Here is a 20371-nt window from a genome sequence, read left to right as displayed (position 1 = left end):
CGGGCTCCCCCCGGTGCCGACCGCCAAGGCACGCCCCGCGACGTCCACACCCCCCAGATAAAGGGAACAAGGCAGGCATAGCGCCGACATCTTGAATCAAGCCCGCACACTGTACCGGCCCGAGTCGCCGTCTGCAAGACAAAGGCACCATCCTGCGCTGACCATGGCGGGAACCGGTTAGGGTATCGGAACCTTACCGCACCCGCCGGCCGGCCGGTCGGCGGCCGGGTTCGACAGCCGACCCCGCTAGTCGAGGCGCCCCACCGCGCCCTGGACCCGCCGCAGAAGGTCCGGGTCGGCGTGGCCGTCGGCCGGCAGCCCCTGGGCGGCCTGGAAACGCCGGATGGCGCCGCGCGTCCCCGGGCCCACTAGGCCGTCGACCGGACCGGCGTCGTAGCCGAGCCGATTGAGCAGTCCCTGCAACGCGCGCACCTCGGTGTGTCGCAACGGCTCGGGCGTGCGGTCGAAGGTGCCCACCAGCGGCCCGTCTCCTCCGATGCGATCGGCCAGCCGACCCACCGCCAGAGCGTACACGCTGGAATTGTTCCAGCGCATGATGATGCGGAAGTTGTCGTAGACCAGGAAGGCGGGCCCCTCGTGCCCGGCCGGCAGCAGCAGCGCGGCGCTCATGCCCTCGACCACCGGCAGCGGCCCGCCGTCGGCCCGGCGCACGCCCAGGGCGGCCCAGGCGGCCAGCGGTTGCCGCAGCCCCAGATCGGACTGGGCATGGTCGAACCCGGCCGGCAGGCGAACCTGGCGCCCCCACAGCTCGCCCTGGCGCCAGCCCAGGTTGGACAGGAAGCGGCCGGCCGAGCCGAAGGCGTCCGCCAGCGTGCCCCAGATATCCTTGCGGCCGTCGCCGTCGTAGTCCACGGCATGATCGCGGAAGGTGGTGGGCATGAACTGCATCTGCCCCATCGCCCCGGCCCAGGATCCCAGCATGCGGGCCGGGTCGATGTGCCCCTGGTCGATGATCTCCAGCGCCGTCAGGAGCTGCTCGCGGAAGAACGCACCGCGCCGGCCGTCCCAGGCCAGGGTGGCGAGAGCCTCAATGACATTGAACCCGCCCAGGTTGCCGCCGTAGTTGGTTTCCAAACCCCAGAAGGCGACCAGCACGTGAGCCGGCACACCGGTCTCGGCGGCCACCCGCCGAAGCAGCGGGCCATGGCGGGCCAGCATCGCCCGCCCCTCCTCCACCCGTGTTTCCGACACCGCGCGATCGAAGTAGCCCCAGAACGTTTGCGTGAACTCGGGCTGGCGGCGGTCGAGGTCGATGACCCGGTCATTGGGTGCAACCCCCTGAAACGCCCGGTTCACCGTGGCGGCGGCGATGCCGCGCCGCACAGCCTCCGACCGGACGCCGTCCAACCAGCTTTGGAAATCCTGAGTCTGGGCAACCTGAGTCTGGGCGGACTCGGCGCCCGCCGGGGTCTGAAGGATACGGGTTGGCGCCGACGGCTCGGCGGCCAGCAGGGCCGCCGGCACCAGCGCGACCGCGAGCGCGCCCCCAATCCCGAGACCGGACGCCCGCAGGCCCCTGCCACCAAACGAACCGGACAGCGACATCGTGGGTTCCTCCGCCAAATGAGCAACCCCACCTGCCACGTTTCGCCGCCCGGCGCAACGACCCGGCCATGGCCTACAGGGTCCGGGTGAAGTCCTCGGGCGCGGTGCGATACGCCTGGAAAATGAACGGAAGCTGGGTCTCGAAGTCCTCGAGCTTGGCGGGCTCCACGCGCAACTGGGCGGCCTTCTGCGCGAACACGCGGGCCAGGCGCGGGTTGCCGGGCATGCCGAAGATGGCGTCGAAGTCCTCGCGCGGCAGGGTGTCCTCCGCAACCCGCAGGAACGGGGCGATCTGCGGACGCTGCAGGAAGGTGACCAGGCTGTCGACCGTCTCCGGGCCGACACGGTCCAGGTGGGTGGCCATCTCGATGATATCGGCCGTGCTTTTGGTGCTGAGGCTGTCCAGCAGCTCGGTTCCGGTGAAGACCTTCCAGAATCGCGGCCCCATGCGGTGATGCAGGCTGGTGAGCAGGCGTTCGTATTCCTGGCGGCCGGCGTGCGTGACGCCGGAGGCGGCGCGCGGGTCGGTATCCAGCATTTCGCGGGTCAGGTCACCGGCGATGGTCTGTGCCTCGTTGAAATCGTTGCGGCCGATGCGCAACAGGAACTCCAGATCCTCGGGCCGGCGCAGGCTCAACAGCCCCTCGCCCACCTCGCGGATCAGCGAGCGCGGCAGGGCCGCATAGTATGGGATCAGCGGCACCTGCCAGCGGTGCCGCAGGAACGGGGCGATGGTCTCGTAGAACACGTCCGCCCCGCTCCGGGTCTTTTCGGCCGACGGCTTCGGCTTCTGGGCCGGCCCGCCCTGCCAGAGCCGCGTCACCAGGTCGAACAGACGCTCCAGCAGGCCCACGTTCACCTTGCTGTCGGCGCGGTTGCTGTGCTCCTTGACGTCCCGGAAGCGGTCGCCGTGGGTGCGCAGGTACTTCTTGGCCGTGGTGCGGATGACCAGGATGCGGATGTCGTCGATGGAGCGGCCACACCACAGCGGTTCGTCGTCGTCGGTGACCGGCAGGCCGGCCTCGCTCACCAGCAGATGCTGGAACAGCGACCGTTGCTTCTCGAAGATCAGCATGCAGCCGTTCACCAGGTCGGGCGAGGTCAGAATGTCCTCGTACGACAGCGTCTGAAGGTCGGGCAGCAAGGTTCGGTAGACCGCCAGAACCGGGCCGCTGAGCTGCTCGTTGATGTCGTGAATGGCCTTCGCCTGCGCGGCACGCCGACGCTCCGCCGCGGCCGCCGCGCGCGGCGTCCCGGTCGACCCTGCCTTGCCGGCGCGCGCCCCCTTGGGGCCGGCGGGTTTGGTGGCCATGACAGCGCTCCATCCCATGCTCCGGTCCGGGTTCGGACCGCGCCGTTCGTCGCGTGCGCCGATGGGGCCGCAGACCTTAGCTGATCCCCCGCCCGTCCGAAAGGGACCGACGCCCCCGATCAGCCCGGACGCGCCATGTCCTCGATGACAAACTGCGGCTGGACGCGGCCCTGCCAGTGATCGAGCCGCAGCGTGCCCGCCAGATGGGCCACGGTACCCCGCGCCGTCAACAGCGCCTGGCCCAGTTCGTTGTCCGCGACCTTGAAGGCGATGGCCTTGAGCGGCCCCCCGCCCCGCCCCTGCACCTGGCACCGGACGTGGCCCATGCCGACCACATCGGCGTAGAGAATTCGGGCATCGGCGAGCGCGAAGGTGGGTTCGGGATTGCCGGCGCCGTAGGGGGCGACGCGCTCCAGATGCTCCAGCAGCGTGGCCGAGACGCCCTCCACGGCGAGCGTGCCGTCCAGATCGAGGCGCGGATCCAGGATGCCGTCACCGAGCTGCGCCGCCAGCCGCGCGGCGAGGAAGGCGCGCAGGGCCGGGATGTGGTCGGGATCGAGGCTGAACCCCGCCGCCATGGCGTGGCCACCGCCCAGGGTCAGGAGGCCGGCCTCGCGGGCCTCGATCACCGCTCGGCCGAGGTCCAGGCCGGGCACCGAGCGTCCCGACCCCTTGGCCTGGTTGCCCTCGACCGCGAGCACGCAGGCCGGCAGACCGTAGCGTTCCTTCAGCCGACTCGCGACGATGCCGATCACCCCGGGGTGCCAGCCCTCCCCGGCTGCCATCACCAGCGGTCCCGCGTCCGGCGCCGGCGCTCCCTCCACCTGCTCGATCGCCTCCAGCAGGACCTGGGCCTCGATCTCGCGGCGGTCGGCGTTGAAGCCGTCCAGCCGGGCGGCCAGATCGCGCGCCTCCGCGGCGTCGTCGGTGCTGAGCAGGCGCATGCCGGCCGGGGCCTCGCCGACCCGGCCCCCGGCATTGATGCGCGGCCCCAGGACATACCCCAGGTGGAAGGCCGTCGGGGGGGTCGTCAGGCCGGCAACGTCGGCCAGCGCCGCCAGGCCGGGATTGCCGCGCCGCGCCATGCTCTTCAGCCCGGCGGTCACGAACGCGCGGTTGAGCCCGGCCAGCGGTACCACGTCGCACACCGTACCGAGGGCCACGAGGTCCAGCAGGGCCATGAGGTCCGGCTCCCGGCGCCCGGCGGCAGCGTACCAGCCGGCGCTCCGCAGGGCGCGATTGAGTCCGACAACCAGCAGGAAGGTGACCCCCACGGCTGCCAGGTCACGGTGTGGGGTCGTCTCGTCGCGCCGCTTGGGGTTGATGACGGCGACCGCCGCCGGCAGCGTCTCGCCGGGTGCGTGATGATCGACCACGATGACGTCGAGACCGGCCGCGCGCGCTTCCGCCAGCGGACCGTGCGCGGTCATGCCGCAGTCGACGCAGACGCAGACCCCGGCCCCCTGACCCTTCAGCGCCAACAGGGCCGGCGCATTCGGACCGTAGCCCTCGGTCATGCGGTCCGGAATGTGCACCAGCACCCGCGCCCCGATCCCCTCCAGGAGGCGGCGCAGCAGGGCGCTGGACGTCGCCCCGTCCACGTCGTAGTCGCCGAACACGGCAATGGGCTCGCCGCGCTGCACGGCGGCCGCGAGGCGTGCCACCGCAGTGTCCAGATCCCGCAGATGGCTGGGATCGGGCAACTGCGCGCGCATGGTCGGATGCAGGAAGTCGGGCGCGGTCTCCAGGGACACCCCGCGCCCGGCCAGGATGCGGGCGACCACATCCGGCAGGTCGTGGCGCTGCGACAGGGCGGCGACCAGGCGATCGTCCACCGGGCGCGCCGTCCAGCGGCGCCCCAGCACCGACCGCTCGACGCCCAGCAGGCTGGTGGTGGGGGTCGCGGTCGGCGCGACCGTCATGCAGGATCGTCCGCGCCGGCGACGGCGGCCTTGCGGCGCAGATCGTGCCGGGCCTCGATGCGCCGCACCGTGCCCGACTTGGTGCGCGCCACCAGGGAGTGGGTGGTGGCGCCGTCCGGCCAGCGCCGCACCCCGCGCAGCACCGCACTGTCGGTCACACCCGTGGCGGCGAACATAACGTCGCCGCGTACCATGTCCGACAGCGCCAGGATCGGCGCCCTGGGGTCAAGGCCGGCCTCCCGGAGGGCCGACCGCTCGGCTTCGGTCCGGGCCAGCGGACGGCCCTGCATCCAGCCCCCCAGACAGGCCATGGCGGCGGCGGACAGGATGCCCTCGCGCGCCCCGCCGCTGCCCATCAGCATGTCCACGCCGCTCTCGGGGTCGGTGGTGGCGATGATGCCGGAGACATCACCATCCTGAATAAGCTGAATGCGCGCGCCCGCCTCGCGCACGGCGGTGATGATGCCCTCGTTGCGCGGCCGCTCCAGGATGCACACCACCAGATCGGCGGGGCGCACGCCGCGCACCTCGGCCAGAGCGCGCACATTGTCGCCGGGCGCGCGGTCCAGGCCCAGCGCACCGTCCGGCACGCCCGACCCGACGGCGATCTTGTCCATGTAGAGTCCCGGCGGCATGGGGGCGAAGCCGCCGGCCTCGGCCAGCGCCAGCAGCGACAGCGAGTTCGGCATGCCGGTGGCGCAGATGGTGGCCCCCTCAAGCGGCTGGGCCGCGATCTCGACGCTGGGGCCGCTGCGCGTGCCCACGGGCATGCCGTCGCCGAGCCCGCAGTCGGGGTCCGTGTCAGCGTCGCACCCCGGGTCATGGTCGCCGATCACGACCCGCCCGGTGATGCCGACGCCGTTCAGGGCCGCCCGCATCGCCCGGCTGGCCGCGCGCACCGCCGCCCGTTCGTCGCCCCGCCCCATATGGCGCGAGGCGGCCAGGGCCGCGGCCTCGGTGACGCGGGCCATTTCCAACGCGAGGTTGCGTTCCAGGACATGGTAGGGTTCGAGCGGAGACATAGCGGAAAAGACCTGGATGGGGAGAACCGGACGGCCCGGCACGCGACGCCCATGGCGGTCCGCCGGACCATCCCTGAGGATACCACATGACGATACCACAGGCCGGGTGCGGTCCGGGGCGGAAGCCCAATGCCGAAATCAGAAGGCTTCAATGCGGATCATGCAAGGCGGTTCCACCACCGCGTCGATGCGGGCGATCCGCTCCAGCGCGCGCTTGGCCGCCGCCTCCACCGTCCGATGGAAGGTCATGACCACCGGCACGGTCTCGCCGGGATCGTGGCCGCGCTGGAGGATCGACTCCATCGACACCTGGGCATCGCGCAACGCGGTCGCGATGTCCGCGAACACCCCCGGACGGTCGACGACCATCAGCCGCACGTAGTAGGCGCCCACATGCGTGTCGATGGTGGCGGCGGGACTGCCGACCAGGCGGTCGGCGGGCACCCCGAAGGTGGGCGCGCCGCGCCCCGCCGCCAGATCCATCAGGTCCGCCACCACGGCCGAGGCAGTGGGACCCGCGCCGGCCCCGCGTCCCTCCAGCATGGAGCGGTCCACGTAGTCGCCCTCGACCACCACGGCGTTGAACACCCCGTCGACGGCGGCGATCGGACGGCCCTGCGACACCATGCAGGGGTGGACCCGCTGGAGGATGCCGTGCTCGGTCTCCTCGGCGACGCCGAGCAGCTTGATGCGATAGCCCAACTCCTCGGCGAAGGTAATGTCCATCGCCGTGATACGGCGGATGCCCTCCATGTAGACCGCGCCGAAATCCACCGGGCGGCCGAAGGCCACACTGGCCAGCAGGGCGAGCTTGTGGCCGGTGTCGATGCCGTCGACGTCGAACGACGGGTCAGCCTCGGCGTAGCCCAGGTGCTGGGCCTCGCCCAGCACGTCCTCGAAGTCGCGCCCGGTCTCGCCCATGGCGGTCAGGATGTAGTTGCAGGTCCCGTTGAGGATGCCGTAGACGCGCCGCACCTGGTTGCCGGCCAGCCCCTCGCGCAGGGCCTTGACGATCGGGATGCCGCCGGCCACCGCGGCCTCGTAGGCGAGGTGCACGCTCTGGGCCTCGGCCGCCCGGGCCAGATCGACCCCGTGAATCGCCAGCAGCGCCTTGTTAGCGGTGACCACGTGACGGCCGGCGCCGATCGCGGCCAGCACGGTGTCGCGCGCCACGCCGTCGGAGCCGCCGATCAGTTCCACCACCACGTCCGCGTCGGCCTCGCGCGCCATCGTGACCGGGTCGTCGTACCACGTCGCCATGGAGACGTCGCAGCCCCGGTTGCGCAAGCGGTCGCGCGCGCTCACCGCGACGATCTCGATCGGGCGCCCGCACCGGGCGGCGACGGTCGGCGCGTGCTCCGCCAGCAACCGCACCGTTCCGACTCCGACCGTTCCCAGGCCGGCAATGGCAATCCTGAGGGGCGCCGACATGCTGTTCAGACCTCCGCGCGTTTTCGTTCCGAGACTTCGAGCGCACTGTCATAATTCGACAGGAACGCCTTGATATTTCTGGCTGCCTGGCGGATCCGCTGCCGGTTCTCGACCAGCGCGATGCGGACGTGCTGGTCGCCGTGCTCGCCGAAGCCCACGCCGGGCGAGACCGCCACCTTGGCCTCCTGCAACAGCAGCTTGGAGAACTCCAGCGACCCCAGGTGGGCGAACGCCGGCGGCACGGGGGCCCAGGCGAACATGGTGGCCGGGGGCGACGGGATGGGCCAACCGGCCTGCTCGAACGCCTCCACCATGGCGTCGCGGCGCTCCTTATAGAGGGCGCGGACTTCCGCGACGCAGTCCTGCGGGCCGTTGAGGGCCGCGGTTGCCGCCACCTGCACCGGGGTGAAGGCGCCGTAGTCCAGGTAGGACTTGATCCGGGTCAGTGCCCCGATCAGGTGGCGGTTGCCGGCCGCGAAGCCGATGCGCCACCCGGGCATGTTGTAGCTCTTGGACAGTGAGGTGAACTCCACCGCCACCTCGCGGGCGCCCGGCACCTCCAGGATGGAGGGCGGCGGCTGGTCGTTGAAATAGATCTCCGAATAGGCCAGGTCCGACAGGATCCAGATGCCGTGATGGCGGCAGAACTCCACCACCTGGCCGTAGAAGTCGAGATCGGCCACCAGCGCCGTGGGGTTGGAAGGGTAGTTCAGCAGCACCGCAATCGGCTTCGGCACCGAATGGCGCACGCCCCGCTCCAGCGCCTCCAGGAAGGTGTGGTCGGGCTCGCACGGAATGTGCCGCACCGAGCCGCCGGCGATGATGAAGCCGAAGGCGTGGATCGGGTAGCTCGGGTTGGGCGCCAGCACGATGTCGCCCGGGCTGGTGATGGCCTGGGCCAGGTTGGCGAGGCCCTCCTTCGACCCGAGCGTGGCGATGACCTCGGTCTCGGGATCCAGGGTGACGTTGAAGCGCCGATCGTAATAGGCGGCCAGCGCGCGGCGCAGCCCCGGAATCCCGCGCGAGGTGGAATAGCGGTGGGCGCGCGGGTTGGCGGCGGCCTCGGCCAGCTTGTCCACGATGTGCTGGGGGGTCGGCTGGTCCGGGTTGCCCATGCCCAGGTCGATGATGTCCTCGCCGGCGGCGCGGGCGCGCGCCTTCATCGCGTTGACCTCGGCGAAAACGTATGGTGGCAACCGCTTGACGCGGTAGAATTCGGTCTGGAGCATGGCGGTCTCGGCCCCTGCGGACGGCGGCGACACCCGGCCGCGCGCGGCGCGCCGGAGAGCGCAGGACAGTGGCGCAGCCGCCCGCCGGGGTCAAGGTCCCTGCCGTGCCCGCCCAAAACGGGCGGGACCCGCACGTCTGCACGTGCGGGTCCCGGCGATCCGGCCTCGTTGGACGCAGACGGCCGTACGTCCGGTCAGCGCTTGGAGAACTGGAAGCTGCGGCGGGCCTTGGCCTTGCCGTACTTCTTACGCTCCACCACGCGGGAGTCGCGGGTCAGGAAGCCCTGTGCCTTCAACGGCGGCCGCAGCTGCGGATCCCAACGCCCCATGGCGTGGCTGAGACCGTGGCGCACGGCGCCGGCCTGGCCCGACAGCCCGCCGCCCTTGACGGTGCAGATGACGTCGAACTGGCCCATGGTCTGGGTGACCACGAAGGGCTGGTTGATGACCATGCGCAGCACCGGGCGCGGAAAATAGGTGGTGATGTCACGGCCGTTGACCGTGATGCGGCCGCTGCCGGCCTTGACCCACACCCGGGCCACGGCGTTCTTGCGCCGGCCGGTGGCATAGGCACGGCCGAAGGCATCGCGCAGCGGCTGCGGGGCCTCGGCCTCGGCCGCCTGCGTCACGGTCGTCGCCGCGCTTCCCGTCGCCGCCGCGGCCTGACCGCGCATGGCGTCCTTGAGGCCGTCCAGGCCCACGCGTTCCTCGGCCATGGATTAGACACTCCTCTTGTTCTTCGGGTTGCGTTCGGCGAGGTCCAGGACCTCCGGCTGCTGCGCCGCGTGCGGATGCTCGGCGCCGGCATAGACGCGCAGCTTGCGGAGCTGGGCGCGGCCCAGCGGGCCCTTGGGCACCATGCGCTCGATGGCCTTTTCGACCACCCGCTGCGGGTGCCTGCCGCCGAGGATCTGCTCCATGGTCCGGCTCTTGATGCCGCCGGGGTAGCCGGTGTGCCAGTAGAACCGCTTCTGGGTCAGCTTGCGGCCGGTCAGGCGCACCTTGTCGGCGTTGACGATCACCACGTGGTCACCGGTGTCGATGTGCGGCGTGTACATGGTCTTGTGCTTGCCGCGCAGGATGGTGGCGACGGTGGCGGCGAGGCGGCCGAGAACAACGCCGTCGGCGTCGATCACGTACCACTTGCGCTCCACCTCGCTGGGCTTGGCGGAATAGGTTTTCATTCGGCTCTCCGTCCGCGAAAGGTCGGCGGGTGTCGCGAGGACCCGGCGCCTGGCAGACAGGGGCCGTCGCCGCGCCGGTCGAGGCGCGCACTATGCCACCGGAAATGCCCCTGTCAACGCCAAAACGGCTGCAATTCCAGCCGACTGCCATTAAGGTATCAGGATACCTGAGCCCAGCTCCCGGCCTCGATGGCGCGTCCGACCGCGGCCGCGTCGGGCAGCGGCGGGGCCGAATAGGTGCCCACGGTGTGCGCCACCAGCATCCGCTCCCCCTCGTGGTCCGGGTCGTCGGCGTACAGCTCGACCTCGACCACGATCAGCCGCTTGCCCCCCTTCAGGGCATGGGCCTCGGCCACCACGTCCCCCGGCGCCGGCTTGCGCAGGAAGTTGATCGACAGGTTGGTGGTCACCGCCAGTTCGACCGGCCCCAGCAGGCTCAGCACCACCGCGTACATGGCGACGTCGGCCAGCGCCATCATCGCCGGCCCCGCCACCGTGCCGCCGGGCCGGATCAGGTCGGGATTGAAGCGCATGCGCAGCCGGCCGCGGCCGTGGGCGATGTGCTCGGTGTGGATCCCCAGCAGCCGGGTGATCGGCAGTTCCCGGTCCAGGATGGCGTTGAATTCGGGCAGTGATATTCGGGACATGGGCCGCTATAGTTCCGTCACGCTGTCGGATCGAGCCGCTATCGTACATCCAGACGGTACCGTATGGAACCCCGATTCCAAACGGTACCGTATGGTTCGGCGTGGCGGGATCGGCCGACGGAAGACACCGGTAGACGAAAGACACCGGTAGACGAAAGACACCGGTAGACGGAAGACACCAGAACACGACCATACAAGCCGACCACGGCGACGGACGAACCAGAGGGGGGCAAGGGGGATGAACGGAGTGCGCATGGCAGGACGGGCGGCCCTGGGCGGGGCGATGCTGGTGGCCGTGGCGGGCGGCGCGCCGGCCACAGCGGCGGCGGACGCCAACGCCGAAGCGCGGGCCGCCGTCGCCCGGGCGGCGGACAGCGTGACCGCGGGCCGGCCGGCGGCGGCGGTGGAGGCCCTGCGCGAGGCCATGCTGACGGTGTGGAGCGCCGCGCCGTTCGATCTCGTGCGGGTGGAAGCGACCACCGCCACGGCGGAGGGCTTCCGCGCCTACGCCCCGCGCCCGGACGGCCCCTACACCGCGGGGGAACCGCTGCACCTGTACGTCGAGCCGATCGGGCTCGAGTACGAGTTCGCCGACGGCCTTTACACCATGGGCCTGAAGGCCGATTTCCTGGTCCTCGACACCGACGGCACCATTCTTGGCGGGCAGCGCGACTTCGCCCATGTACCGTTCACGTTCCACGTGCCTTCGACGGCGGTGTTCATGACCATGTCCCTTGGCACCGAGCGGCTGCCGGCCGGTGACTACGTCATCCAGCTCACCGTGCGGGACGCACTCGGCGGCGGCGCCGCGACCCGCGAGGTGCCGTTCTCCGTCGCGGCGCCGTGACCCGACGCTTGATCCTGCCTGTGGTTCGGGCACCATGACCCGACCGGCCACAGTCTCCCAGGGAGGACCGCATGACCAGCGCGCCGGCGGCCGAGGCCGCCCCCGATCCCACCGCGCCCGAGCCCATCCTGCTGCGCCACGACGCCGAGGGCATCTGCACGCTGACGCTGAACCGGCCGCAAGCCCGCAACGCCCTGTCCGTGTCCCTGATGACGGCCTTGCAGACGGCACTCGACGCCGTCGCCGAGGACGACGCGGTCAAGGTGGTGGTGATTTCGGCCAACGGCCCGGCCTTCTGTGCCGGCCATGACCTCAAGGAGGTCCGCGCCAACCCGGGTCGCTCGTTCTACGAAGCCCTGTTCCAACAGTGTTCCAACCTCATGCTGGCGATCACCCGGCTGCCCAAGCCCGTGATCGCCCGCGTGCACGGCATGGCGACGGCGGCCGGCTGCCAGCTCGTCGCCACCTGCGACCTCGCGGTGGCGGTGCCCGAGGCCCGGTTCGCGACCCCCGGGGTCAACATCGGCCTGTTCTGCTCCACGCCCATGGTGGCGCTGTCGCGCAACGTCGGCCCCAAGCAGGCCATGGAGATGTTGTTGACCGGCCGCCCGCTGAGCGCCGACGAGGCCCTGGCCGCCGGCCTGTTGACCGCGGTCGCGCCCGACGTGGCGGCGCTCGACGCCAAGGTGGCCGAGCTGGCCGGCACCATCGCCTCCAAGTCGCCGCTCACGTTGGCGATCGGCAAGGAGGCGTTCTACCGCCAGCTCGATATGCCGCTGGCCGACGCCTATGCCTATGCCAGCGATGTGATGACCACCAACATGCTGGCCCGCGATGCCGAAGAGGGCATCGACGCCTTCCTGGAGAAGCGCGCGCCGACCTGGACGGGGCAGTGAACGCCGGCAGGGTCATGACGCCCCACTTCCCCTGGTAGCGTTTATACAAGTATACTATTTTTGGGTTGACGGTCGCGCCGCCCTCCCCTATGCTGATGTTATGTGTCAGCATAGGGGGATAGGGCATTGGTAAAAAAGCTGAAATCCCGCTTCCTCGTTGGCCGGACGCCGCCCCTCCCCCGCCCCCCGGCGCGGCGGGCCGTGGCCGCGCTTCTGGGGCTCCTGCTGCTGGGGGCGTGCAGTTCCGGGCCGGCCGACGTCGGCGCGCCCGTTGCGGCGAACGGCCTGTTTCCGGTGCCGGCCTATACCGGCGGCGAGTCCTTCGTCTGGTGCGTGCCCTATGCCCGCGAGATCTCGGGCGTCCGGATCCGGGGTGATGCCGACACCTGGTGGGGCCAGGCCGCCGGCCGCTACGCGCGCGGCCGCCGGCCCGCTCCCTACGCCGTGCTGGCCCTGAAGCCGGACCGCCGGCTCAGCGGCGGACACGTCGGCGTCGTTACCGGTATCCTCGGGCCGCGAGAGATTCGGGTCAGCCATGCCAACTGGGGTTGGACCGCCGCCACCCGCGGCCGTGTGTACACCCACATGCCGGCCATCGACGTCTCGCCCGACAACGACTGGAGCCGGGTCCGGTTCAAGCACCCCGCCGTGGGCGCCTTCGGCCGCGTCTACCCGGCGCACGGGTTCATCTACCCGGACGACACGGGACCGGACGTGCGGGTCGCGGAAGCGCCCGCTCCTGCCACCACCCCCGCTCCTGCCACCACCCCCGCGCCCGCCGCACCCCCGCTGGACGCCCGCACGGCCATGCAGCAGGTGTTCTGACACGCCGGCCTGGATGCCGGCCCCCCGTGGTCTGTCGGCGCTGGCGGGCGGGTGTCTCCGTTACGCCCGCTCCAGCCCGTACGCAGTGACCACATCGGGATGGATGACGCCGGCCTCCATGGTCAGCAGCACCAGGCGGGCGTCCAGGCTGTCGCCCGCCTCGATCGCTGCCGCCAGCCGCTCCGCCGCGCCCGCGGCCCGAGCCGCGTCGGTGGCGGCGGCGTGGTCCTCCGGTCCCAGCATGCAGTGGGCCAGCAGCGGCGCGGCCGGCGCCGTGTCCGACAGCCCCTCGGCGCGGACCAGCCGCACCACCGTCATCTTCACCGCATCCGGCACCAACCGGGGGTGCAGACCCTCGGCCCGCACCGCATCGTCGAGCGCCTGGATCTCGCGTGCCTTCCCGAACAGGCCGAACAGTCCGAACATGACGCGCCGCGCCCTCCCGGCATCCTGGGGGTGTGTTACGATGCCGCCGATCCTTGCACACCGCGATCCGGGAGACCATCCGCGATGACCGATCCCGCCGTGCCGGCCCTGACCGACGCCCTGCTGTCCGTTGACGGCCGCGTCGCCACCCTGACCCTGAACCGCGATGACGTGCGCAACGCCCTGACCGGCAGCGCGCTGGTCGACGATATCGTGGCGGTGGTGGACTGGATCAACGCCGGGGCCGATGTCTCGGTGTTGGTCGTCACCGGCGCCGGCACGGCCTTCTCGTCGGGCGGCAACGTCAAGGACATGCGCGACGGCGCCCCGCCGTTCGGCGGACCGGTCGAGCAGGTGGCGCGGCAGTACCGGCACGGCATCCAGCGGCTGCCCCTGGCCCTGGACGGGCTGGAGGTGCCGGCGATCGCCGCCGTCAACGGGCCGGCCATCGGCGCCGGCTGCGATCTGGCCTGCATGTGCGACCTCCGCATCGCCGGGCAGTCGGCTGTATTCGGCGAGACCTTCGTGAACCTGGGCATCATCCCGGGGGACGGCGGCGCCTGGTTCCTGCAACGCCTGATCGGGCCCGCCGCCGCCGCCGACATGACCTTCACCGGGCGCCTGGTGAAGGCCGACGAGGCCCTGGCGCTGGGTCTGGTCTCGCGGGTCGTGCCGGACGCCGATCTGGTCGCCACGGCCGCGGCGATGGCGGCCGAGATCGCCGCCAAGCCGCCGCTGACGGTGCGTCACACCAAGCGTCTGATGAAGATGGCGCAGCGCACTGCCCTGCCCGACTTCCTGGCCCATTGCGCAGCCGTCCAGGGCATGTGCCACACCAGCGCGGATCACGCGGAAGCGGTCGCCGCCTTCCTGGAGAAGCGACCGCCCACCTATGGCGGCCGTTGAATCAGCCGATCGCGGGCTTGCCGTCGCCTCAGCCGGAGACCGTCACGGCGCGCAGGAGGCTGCGCATCTCGTCCCACAGCGCCGCGTTGGGCGCCAGCAGCAGGTCGCCGCGCCGCAGGGCCGGACGGTAGGGGGTGCCGTCGAGCAGACCGACCTGACCGCCGGCCTCGGCGTGCAGCAGGATGCCGGCGGCATGGTCCCAGGGCATGAGCCGCGAGAACACGCCGAACTGCAACCGGTTCTGAAGCAGTCCGAGATAGACCTGGGCCGCGCTGCCGAGATGATGGAAGCGTCGCACGCGCCCCTTCAGCACCTTGCTGCGCGGCCCGAAGGCGCACCCCTCAAGGGTCCCCAGCCGCCCGACGTCGGTCTTGATGGCCACCCGGCGGCCGTCGAGGGTGGCACCGGCGCCGCGCTCGGCCACGGCGATGCGGCCGTCGATCGGGTCGAGGATCCAGCCGGCCACGGTCTCGCCGCGGTAGGCCAGGGCCACGATCATGCCGAAGCGCGCGATGCCCTTGCTGAAGTTGCCGGTGCCGTCGACCGGATCGACGATCCAGACCGGACCGGGCGCGGTCAAGCGGTCCAGCACGCCGGGATCCGCGTACGCGGCCTCCTCCCCCACCACCGACGACCCGGGCAACAGGTCCGGCAGGCGGCGGGTCAGGACCCGCTCGGCCTCGATGTCCGCCAGGGTCACGAGGTCCTGGGACGAGGACTTGCTCCGGATGTCCGCGCGCGACAGGTTGCGGAACCGGGACAAGACCTCCGCCTCCGCCACCTCGTGCAGAACCTCGGTGACGGCGGTGATGGGGATCGACAGGGCCATGGGCGTTCGTTTAAGGGACCGGAGGCAGCACGGCAAGGGGGCGAGCGGTCACCCCTGGTACAGGTCGCGGTCGCGGTGGTAGCTCTCGCGCAGAGCGGCGAGCCGGTCGGCCGCCGCCGGATCGTAGTCGGCCTGCTGCATCAGCACGCGCAGCGCGAAGGCAGAGAAGGCCACCGCCTCGCCCTTGCCGCGCAGGTCGTGGGCTGCCGCGATCTCCTCCAGATAGCCGTGGATCAGACCGCGGGCCATCACGTTGAGCTGGCGTTTGACCAGATGGTTCTTGCCGCGCCAGCGCCGCTGCGACTCCCGTGTGGCCATGACCTGCCCTCCCCCAGCTTCGGGGCGACCAGTCTACTAGTAGACAGGCCGGCCCTGCAACGGGATGGGCGACGATCAGGACGGGCCGTGCGCGGTCGCCCCGGCCACCGGCGCCGCACCGGTGAGCGTGTCGTCCTCGGAGAGCTCCCCGCCAGGCTTGAGCCGGCGATGCAGACGCTCGGCGTCGGGCGGGTCCAGGCGGACACGGACATGAACGGTCGCATCGGCGTCGTGCCGGTCCAGGACCTCGCCGCGCCGGTAGATCCACGCCAGCGTGGCGCCATCGGCGGCATCCAGGTCCAGGTCAAGGGCGACCCGGCCCGCCGACAGGGTGCGGTCGATGGCCCGCAGCAGGTCGTCCAGCCCGTCGCCCGTGACCGCCGACAACGGCACCTGGCGGGTGCGGTCCCGAACCGCCGCCGCCACGCGCGCGCGGGCCTCGGCATCGAGCCGGTCGGTCTTGTTGAGCGCCTCGATCAGGCCGGCGTCCACCTTCTCGCCCACGCCCAGCTCGCGCAGCACCTGCTCGACGTCCTGCTTCTGGGCCTCGGCGTCGGGCGACGAGACATCGCGCACATGCACGATGACGTCGGCTTCCATCACCTCCTCCAGGGTGGCCCGGAAGGCGGCAACCAGCTCGTGCGGCAGGTCGGAGACGAAGCCCACGGTATCGGACAGGATCACGGTGCGGCCCGACGGCAGCGTCAGACCGCGCATGGTCGGATCCAGAGTCGCGAACAGCATGTCCTGGGACAGCACGTCGGCGGCCGTGGCCTGGTTGAACAGCGTCGACTTACCGGCGTTCGTATACCCGACCAGCGCGACAATCGGATACGGCACGCGACGGCGCGCGGCCCGGTGCAGCTCCCGGGTGCGGGTCACGGCGTCGAGCTGTTTGCGCAGGTGGGCGATGCGCTCGCCGATCAGGCGGCGGTCAATCTCGATCTGGGTTTCGCCCGGGCCGCCGATGAACCCCAGGCCGCCCCGCTGGCGCTCCAGGTGGGTCCAGCTCCGCACCAGCCGGCTGCGCTGGTAGGACAGATGGGCCAGTTCGACCTGAAGCTGGCCCTCGCGGGTGCGGGCCCGCTCACCGAAGATCTCCAGGATCAGCCCGGTGCGGTCGATGACCTTGCACGACCACGCCCGCTCCAGGTTGCGTTGCTGCACCGGGGACAGGTGGTTGTCGACGATGGCGACGCCGACCTCGTCGTCCGCGATGAGGGTGCCCAGGCGTTCGACCGCGCCGCCCCCCAGCAGGGTGCCCGGACGCGGTTTGGAGACTGGGACGATCTCAGCGGCGACGACGTCGAGATGGATGGCGCGCGCCAGGCCCACCGCCTCGTCGAGCCGGGTGGCGGGATCGCGCGTGCGCCCGGCCCCGGCCGCCCCGCGCAGGTCGGGATGCACCACCAGAGCGCGGGTCGGGGGCGCTCGCCCCTGGTCCTTGACCCCGTCTTCAAACCCGGATGTGACCACGGATCAGGCTTCGGCCCCTTCCTCGGCCTTCTGTTCGAAGAGCTGAATCTGCGTGCTGGGCATGATCGTGGAGACAGCATGCTTGTAGACAAGCTGAGTGTGCCCATCGCGCCGCAGAAGCAGCGAAAAGTTATCGAACCAAGTCACGATGCCTTGGAGTTTGACGCCATTGACAAGGAACACGGTCACTGGCGTCTTTTGCTTGCGGATGTGATTTAGGAACACATCCTGTACATTTTGGGATTTTTCCTGGGGCATATTGTGCCTCCTTTTTTCTGTTTTTGCTCTTGACGTTCTTGTTCAAGCTCTAGGGTTTCGCAGCCAGCGTATCGCGTTCCATTTGTCGTGAGACGCCGCCGAGCCTCAGACCACCACCCCCGATCCCGACGCGTCCGAGGGACTGTCAGGGGCACCTTTGCCCGATCGCCTCGACGGTCCTCAAGAGGTGGGCGCCGTCCGAAAGATGCACAAGGGGCGGATGGGGGTCGAATTCGCCCGGCTCCGGCGCCCAGGACCGCAACAGCACCGGGGTAAGGCCACAGGCATGGGCACAGGTCATGTCGGTCGGGCTGTCGCCCACGAACCACACCGCCGGGTCCGCCGTCACGGCCCCGCCCGGCGCGGTTGCCAACGCCAGGTCGACCGCCTCGCGAGCCGGCTTGTCGCGGGCGGCGTCGCCGGCCCCGACCTGGGCGAAAAAGTACCGCTCCCACCCCAGGGCCGTGACCTCGCGCCGCAACAGGGCGCCGGTCTTGTTGCTCACCAGCCCCATCGGCACGCCGCGTGCGGCCAGGCCCTCCAGCATCGGCTCCATGCCGTCGAGCACGACCAGCATCTCCAGATGCACCGCCCGGAAGGCATCCAGGAAGACGTCCCGTGCTTCCGTCCAGCGGTCGCCGAACATCTCCGGAAAGGTATCGCGCATCGAGCGGCCGATGCGGCGCCGGGTCTCGTCGAAGGTCCAGGGCGGGTGGCCCATGTGCTCCATAAGGATGTTGACCACCCGATGGATGCACGGCCAGGTATCGACCAGCGTGTTGTCCCAGTCGAACAGGAGGACGCGCGGCACCGGCAGCGTCCCGGTCGCGACCGCCTCCGGGGGCGCGGCGGTCTGGTGCGGTGGCGTCAAAAAGGAGGCCGCTCCGGTCATGCGCCCACCCAGTCCTCGCCGCCGGCGCCGGCCATATGGATGTGATACAGCTCCCGCAGGCGCCGCGTGATGCTGCCCGGCGCGCCGTTGGCGACGACCGCGTCGTCGATGCGCACCACGGGCAGCGCCAGCAGGGTCGTGCTGGAGGTGAACGCCTCGCGCGCCGCCTTGGCCTCGTCCACGGTGAACGCGCGCTGCTCCACCGGGATGCCGTCGGCGCGGGCGAGCGCGATCAGCGTGTGGCGCGTGATGCCGGCCAGGATGTCGTCGCCCAGCGGCCGTGTCACCAGGGTTCCGTCCCGCGTCACGATCCAGGCGTTGGTGGAGGTGCCCTCGGTCACGGCGCCGTCCGCATCCACCTGCCACGCCTCGTAGGCCCCGGCCTCGCGGGCCGCCTGCTTGGCCAGCACGTTGGGCAACAGCGCGACGGACTTGATGTCGCGGCGGGCCCAGCGTTGGTCCGGGACCGTGACGACCCGAACCCCCTCCTCCGTCACCGCCGCCGACGGACCCAGCCCGGATCGCGCCGTGACCACCAGCGACGGCGGCACGGCCGCCGGCGGGAACGGGTGGTCGCGCCGGTAGACGCCGCGGTTGACCTGGAGGTAGACGATGCCGTTGCGCACCCGGTTGCGCCGCACCACCTCGCGCATCACCATCCGCAGCGGCCGCGCCGGCATCGGCATGGCGATGCGCAGTTCGCGCAGCGACCGGGCCAGCCGCTCCATGTGGCCGGTCATGTCGATGGGCCGGCCGCCGGCAATGGCGATGACCTCGTAGACGCCGTCCGAGAACTGGAGGCCCCGGTCCTCGACGTGCACCCCGGCGGTGGCATGGGGCACGTAGCGGCCGTTCACGTAGGCGATGCGGGACATGGCTCCTCCGAGGGGCGGTGGCGGGACGGTGCGCGGTGCAGACCCCGGTTCTAGACCACTCGGGCGCGCGAGGGAATGCCGCGCGCACAAGGCAGCCCTGTGTCCGGCTCAGAAGAACTCCAGCCGCACCGAGAACATCTTCTCCACCTTCTTGATCGCCCCGGAGGAGGCGAACAGCACCACGCGGTCGCCGGCCTTCAGCACCGTGGACCCGCGCGGGCTGATGACCTGCTCGCCGCGCACCACGGCACCGAGGATCACCCCGGCCGGCAACCGCACCTCGCGCAGGGGGCGGCCGACCAGGCCCGAGGTCTCCAGCGCGTCGGCCTCGATCAGCTCGCCGAAGCCCTCGTGCAGAGAGTGGACGCTGTGAATGCGGCCCCGGCGCACGTGCTGGAGGATGGTCGAGACCGTCATGCTGCGCGGGTTGACCACCACGTCCACGCCCAGGGTGGAGACCAGCGGGTTGTAGGTGGACTTGTTGATGAGGGTGATGGCCCGTTGGCAGCCGTGCCGCTTGGCCAGCAGCGAGGCCAGGATGTTGTTCTCGTCATCATTGGTGACCGCGACCACGGTCTCGGTCTGGTCCACGGCGGCCTCTTCCAGGATCTCCTGGTCCAGCACATCGCCGTTGATGACCACGGAGCGGGTCAGGGTCTTGGCCACGAACTCGGCGCGGGCGCGGTCCTGCTCCACCACCTTGACCGAGACCTGCGGGAAATCGCGCTCCAGGCGCTGGGCCAGGAACAGGCCGATGTTGCCCCCGCCCAGGATCAGGATCCGCCGTGCTTCCGGCTCCTCGTGCCCGAAGGCGGCCAGGGCGCGGGCCTGATGCTCGGTGGCGCAGACGAAGTAGACGTCGTCGCCCGGCATCATCTGGTCGTCCGGGCTCGGCACCATGGGGCGGTCCTGGCGCACGATGCCGACGATGACGATGGACAATTCGGGAAACAGCGCGGCGAGCTGGCGGATGGGCGTGAACACCACCGGCGTGTCCTCGGAGCAGCGCACCCCCAGCAGCCGCACCTTGTTGTGCGCCAGCGGGATCAACTCCGTCGCGCCGGGCACCCGCAGACGCCGGATCACCGCCTTCGCCACCTCGATCTCCGGCGAGATGGTGACGTCGATCGGCATGTTCTCGCGGCTGAACAGGTTGGCCCATTCGTCCTGGAGGTAGTCCTGGGCGCGCACGCGCGCGATCTTGGTCGGCACATGGAACAGCGAGTGCGCGACCTGACAGGCGACCATGTTCACTTCGTCGGCGTGGGTGACCGCGATCAGCATCTCCGCGTCGGCGGCGCCGGCGGTGTCAAGCACGCTGGGGTACGACGCGTGCCCCACCATGGCCTGAACGTCGAGACTGTCGGAGATCTTGCGGATCAGATCCGGGCGCTGGTCGATGACCGTGACGTCGTTGCCCTCCGACGCCAGATAGCGGGCGATGTTGAAGCCGACCTGGCCGGCCCCGCAGACGATGACCTTCATGGCGTCGTGCCCTTCGTGACGGACG

Annotated in this window: 21 protein-coding genes; 4 read left to right on the top strand and 17 right to left on the bottom strand. The window is 70.7% G+C overall.

The genetic code is table 11. From position 1 onward, the window contains the following. Nucleotides 1-246: 246 nt before the first annotated feature. From GGD88_RS02200 to GGD88_RS02160, 9 genes are all read right to left on the bottom strand, one after another. A complete protein-coding gene (locus tag GGD88_RS02200) occupies nucleotides 247-1566 on the bottom strand; it encodes a lytic murein transglycosylase (RefSeq protein WP_184431283.1) in 1320 nt (439 codons plus the stop codon). 73 nt (nucleotides 1567-1639) lie between these two features. Beyond that, on the bottom strand, nucleotides 1640-2878 hold the full coding sequence (locus GGD88_RS02195) for a hypothetical protein (RefSeq protein WP_184431281.1): 1239 nt from the start codon (nucleotides 2876-2878) through the stop codon (nucleotides 1640-1642). A gap of 119 nt (nucleotides 2879-2997) precedes the next feature. After that, nucleotides 2998-4800 carry a single-stranded-DNA-specific exonuclease RecJ gene (gene recJ / locus GGD88_RS02190; protein WP_184431279.1) on the bottom strand — a complete coding sequence of 601 codons (1803 nt, stop codon included), beginning with the start codon at nucleotides 4798-4800 and terminating at the stop codon, nucleotides 2998-3000. Next, nucleotides 4797-5822, bottom strand: a complete 1026-nt coding sequence (locus GGD88_RS02185) for a fructose-bisphosphatase class II family protein (RefSeq protein ID WP_184431277.1) — start codon at nucleotides 5820-5822, stop codon at nucleotides 4797-4799. The genes recJ and GGD88_RS02185 overlap by 4 nt, the downstream gene beginning before the upstream one ends. Nucleotides 5823-5960: 138 nt before the next feature. Then, nucleotides 5961-7253, bottom strand: a complete 1293-nt coding sequence (locus GGD88_RS02180) for a homoserine dehydrogenase (protein ID WP_184431275.1) — start codon at nucleotides 7251-7253, stop codon at nucleotides 5961-5963. A gap of 5 nt (nucleotides 7254-7258) precedes the next feature. Then, on the bottom strand, nucleotides 7259-8482 hold the full coding sequence (locus GGD88_RS02175) for an LL-diaminopimelate aminotransferase (protein WP_184431273.1): 1224 nt from the start codon (nucleotides 8480-8482) through the stop codon (nucleotides 7259-7261). 194 nt (nucleotides 8483-8676) lie between these two features. Beyond that, nucleotides 8677-9198 (bottom strand): 30S ribosomal protein S9, encoded by a 522-nt coding sequence (gene rpsI, locus GGD88_RS02170; protein WP_184431271.1) that lies wholly within the window; start codon nucleotides 9196-9198, stop codon nucleotides 8677-8679. A gap of 3 nt (nucleotides 9199-9201) precedes the next feature. Continuing rightward, nucleotides 9202-9666 (bottom strand): 50S ribosomal protein L13, encoded by a 465-nt coding sequence (gene rplM, locus GGD88_RS02165; RefSeq protein ID WP_184431269.1) that lies wholly within the window; start codon nucleotides 9664-9666, stop codon nucleotides 9202-9204. Nucleotides 9667-9824: 158 nt separating this feature from the next. After that, entirely contained in the window at nucleotides 9825-10313 is a 489-nt protein-coding gene (locus GGD88_RS02160) for a PaaI family thioesterase (protein ID WP_184431267.1), read from the bottom strand. 253 nt (nucleotides 10314-10566) lie between these two features. On the opposite strand from GGD88_RS02160, the gene GGD88_RS02155 reads away from it, so the two are divergent. The 3 genes from GGD88_RS02155 to GGD88_RS02145 all read left to right on the top strand — a co-directional run bounded on the left by GGD88_RS02155 (nucleotide 10567) and on the right by GGD88_RS02145 (nucleotide 12881). Further along, nucleotides 10567-11160 (top strand): hypothetical protein, encoded by a 594-nt coding sequence (locus GGD88_RS02155; protein ID WP_184431265.1) that lies wholly within the window; start codon nucleotides 10567-10569, stop codon nucleotides 11158-11160. Nucleotides 11161-11231: 71 nt separating this feature from the next. After that, the gene (locus tag GGD88_RS02150; RefSeq protein ID WP_184431263.1) at nucleotides 11232-12056 is read left to right on the top strand and encodes an enoyl-CoA hydratase; all 825 of its coding nucleotides are present in this window, start codon (nucleotides 11232-11234) and stop codon (nucleotides 12054-12056) included. 201 nt (nucleotides 12057-12257) lie between these two features. Beyond that, nucleotides 12258-12881 (top strand): CHAP domain-containing protein, encoded by a 624-nt coding sequence (locus GGD88_RS02145; protein ID WP_184431261.1) that lies wholly within the window; start codon nucleotides 12258-12260, stop codon nucleotides 12879-12881. A 60-nt stretch (nucleotides 12882-12941) separates the two neighbouring features. Here GGD88_RS02145 and GGD88_RS02140 read toward each other — a convergent pair whose 3' ends face one another. Next, the gene (locus tag GGD88_RS02140) at nucleotides 12942-13307 is read right to left on the bottom strand and encodes a hypothetical protein (RefSeq protein WP_184431259.1); all 366 of its coding nucleotides are present in this window, start codon (nucleotides 13305-13307) and stop codon (nucleotides 12942-12944) included. Between the two features lie 84 nt (nucleotides 13308-13391). Between GGD88_RS02140 and GGD88_RS02135 the strand changes: the two genes are divergently transcribed. Further along, complete coding sequence (locus tag GGD88_RS02135) at nucleotides 13392-14213, top strand: enoyl-CoA hydratase-related protein (RefSeq protein ID WP_184431257.1); 822 nt, start codon at nucleotides 13392-13394, stop codon at nucleotides 14211-14213. A gap of 28 nt (nucleotides 14214-14241) precedes the next feature. Here GGD88_RS02135 and GGD88_RS02130 read toward each other — a convergent pair whose 3' ends face one another. From GGD88_RS02130 to trkA, 7 genes are all read right to left on the bottom strand, one after another. Next, nucleotides 14242-15042, bottom strand: a complete 801-nt coding sequence (locus tag GGD88_RS02130) for an inositol monophosphatase family protein (RefSeq protein WP_184431255.1) — start codon at nucleotides 15040-15042, stop codon at nucleotides 14242-14244. Between the two features lie 48 nt (nucleotides 15043-15090). Further along, nucleotides 15091-15360: a hypothetical protein gene (locus GGD88_RS02125; RefSeq protein WP_184431253.1), complete on the bottom strand. Its 270-nt coding sequence runs from the start codon at nucleotides 15358-15360 to the stop codon at nucleotides 15091-15093. Nucleotides 15361-15435: 75 nt separating this feature from the next. Then, nucleotides 15436-16770 (bottom strand): GTPase HflX, encoded by a 1335-nt coding sequence (hflX, locus tag GGD88_RS02120; protein ID WP_184431575.1) that lies wholly within the window; start codon nucleotides 16768-16770, stop codon nucleotides 15436-15438. A gap of 69 nt (nucleotides 16771-16839) precedes the next feature. Beyond that, entirely contained in the window at nucleotides 16840-17094 is a 255-nt protein-coding gene (gene hfq, locus GGD88_RS02115) for an RNA chaperone Hfq (RefSeq protein ID WP_184431251.1), read from the bottom strand. A gap of 145 nt (nucleotides 17095-17239) precedes the next feature. Further along, the gene (locus tag GGD88_RS02110) at nucleotides 17240-17986 is read right to left on the bottom strand and encodes an HAD family hydrolase (protein WP_184431249.1); all 747 of its coding nucleotides are present in this window, start codon (nucleotides 17984-17986) and stop codon (nucleotides 17240-17242) included. Then, nucleotides 17983-18861 carry a D-amino-acid transaminase gene (locus GGD88_RS02105; protein ID WP_184431247.1) on the bottom strand — a complete coding sequence of 293 codons (879 nt, stop codon included), beginning with the start codon at nucleotides 18859-18861 and terminating at the stop codon, nucleotides 17983-17985. Before GGD88_RS02105 ends, GGD88_RS02110 begins: the two co-directional genes overlap by 4 nt. A gap of 108 nt (nucleotides 18862-18969) precedes the next feature. Further along, nucleotides 18970-20346, bottom strand: coding sequence for a Trk system potassium transporter TrkA (gene trkA, locus GGD88_RS02100; protein WP_184431245.1), 1377 nt, complete (start codon nucleotides 20344-20346; stop codon nucleotides 18970-18972). Nucleotides 20347-20371: the final 25 nt, after the last annotated feature.

It is taken from the genome of Roseospira goensis (assembly GCF_014197795.1).
Classification (GTDB): Bacteria; Pseudomonadota; Alphaproteobacteria; order Rhodospirillales; family Rhodospirillaceae; genus Rhodospira; species Rhodospira goensis.
The sequence above is the reverse complement of the archived record's forward strand: the minus strand, read 5'-3'. Positions and strand labels throughout refer to the sequence as shown.

Coding starts and splice junctions, on each gene's coding strand:
- GGD88_RS02200 (WP_184431283.1), bottom strand. CDS start 1,566: ATGTCGCTGTCCGGTTCGTTTGGTGGCAGGGGCCTGCGGGCGTCCGGT.
- GGD88_RS02195 (WP_184431281.1), bottom strand. CDS start 2,878: ATGGCCACCAAACCCGCCGGCCCCAAGGGGGCGCGCGCCGGCAAGGCA.
- recJ (WP_184431279.1), bottom strand. CDS start 4,800: ATGACGGTCGCGCCGACCGCGACCCCCACCACCAGCCTGCTGGGCGTC.
- GGD88_RS02185 (WP_184431277.1), bottom strand. CDS start 5,822: ATGTCTCCGCTCGAACCCTACCATGTCCTGGAACGCAACCTCGCGTTG.
- GGD88_RS02180 (WP_184431275.1), bottom strand. CDS start 7,253: ATGTCGGCGCCCCTCAGGATTGCCATTGCCGGCCTGGGAACGGTCGGA.
- GGD88_RS02175 (WP_184431273.1), bottom strand. CDS start 8,482: ATGCTCCAGACCGAATTCTACCGCGTCAAGCGGTTGCCACCATACGTT.
- rpsI (WP_184431271.1), bottom strand. CDS start 9,198: ATGGCCGAGGAACGCGTGGGCCTGGACGGCCTCAAGGACGCCATGCGC.
- rplM (WP_184431269.1), bottom strand. CDS start 9,666: ATGAAAACCTATTCCGCCAAGCCCAGCGAGGTGGAGCGCAAGTGGTAC.
- GGD88_RS02160 (WP_184431267.1), bottom strand. CDS start 10,313: ATGTCCCGAATATCACTGCCCGAATTCAACGCCATCCTGGACCGGGAA.
- GGD88_RS02155 (WP_184431265.1), top strand. CDS start 10,567: ATGGCAGGACGGGCGGCCCTGGGCGGGGCGATGCTGGTGGCCGTGGCG.
- GGD88_RS02150 (WP_184431263.1), top strand. CDS start 11,232: ATGACCAGCGCGCCGGCGGCCGAGGCCGCCCCCGATCCCACCGCGCCC.
- GGD88_RS02140 (WP_184431259.1), bottom strand. CDS start 13,307: ATGTTCGGACTGTTCGGCCTGTTCGGGAAGGCACGCGAGATCCAGGCG.
- GGD88_RS02135 (WP_184431257.1), top strand. CDS start 13,392: ATGACCGATCCCGCCGTGCCGGCCCTGACCGACGCCCTGCTGTCCGTT.
- GGD88_RS02130 (WP_184431255.1), bottom strand. CDS start 15,042: ATGGCCCTGTCGATCCCCATCACCGCCGTCACCGAGGTTCTGCACGAG.
- GGD88_RS02125 (WP_184431253.1), bottom strand. CDS start 15,360: ATGGCCACACGGGAGTCGCAGCGGCGCTGGCGCGGCAAGAACCATCTG.
- hfq (WP_184431251.1), bottom strand. CDS start 17,094: ATGCCCCAGGAAAAATCCCAAAATGTACAGGATGTGTTCCTAAATCAC.
- GGD88_RS02110 (WP_184431249.1), bottom strand. CDS start 17,986: ATGACCGGAGCGGCCTCCTTTTTGACGCCACCGCACCAGACCGCCGCG.
- GGD88_RS02105 (WP_184431247.1), bottom strand. CDS start 18,861: ATGTCCCGCATCGCCTACGTGAACGGCCGCTACGTGCCCCATGCCACC.
- trkA (WP_184431245.1), bottom strand. CDS start 20,346: ATGAAGGTCATCGTCTGCGGGGCCGGCCAGGTCGGCTTCAACATCGCC.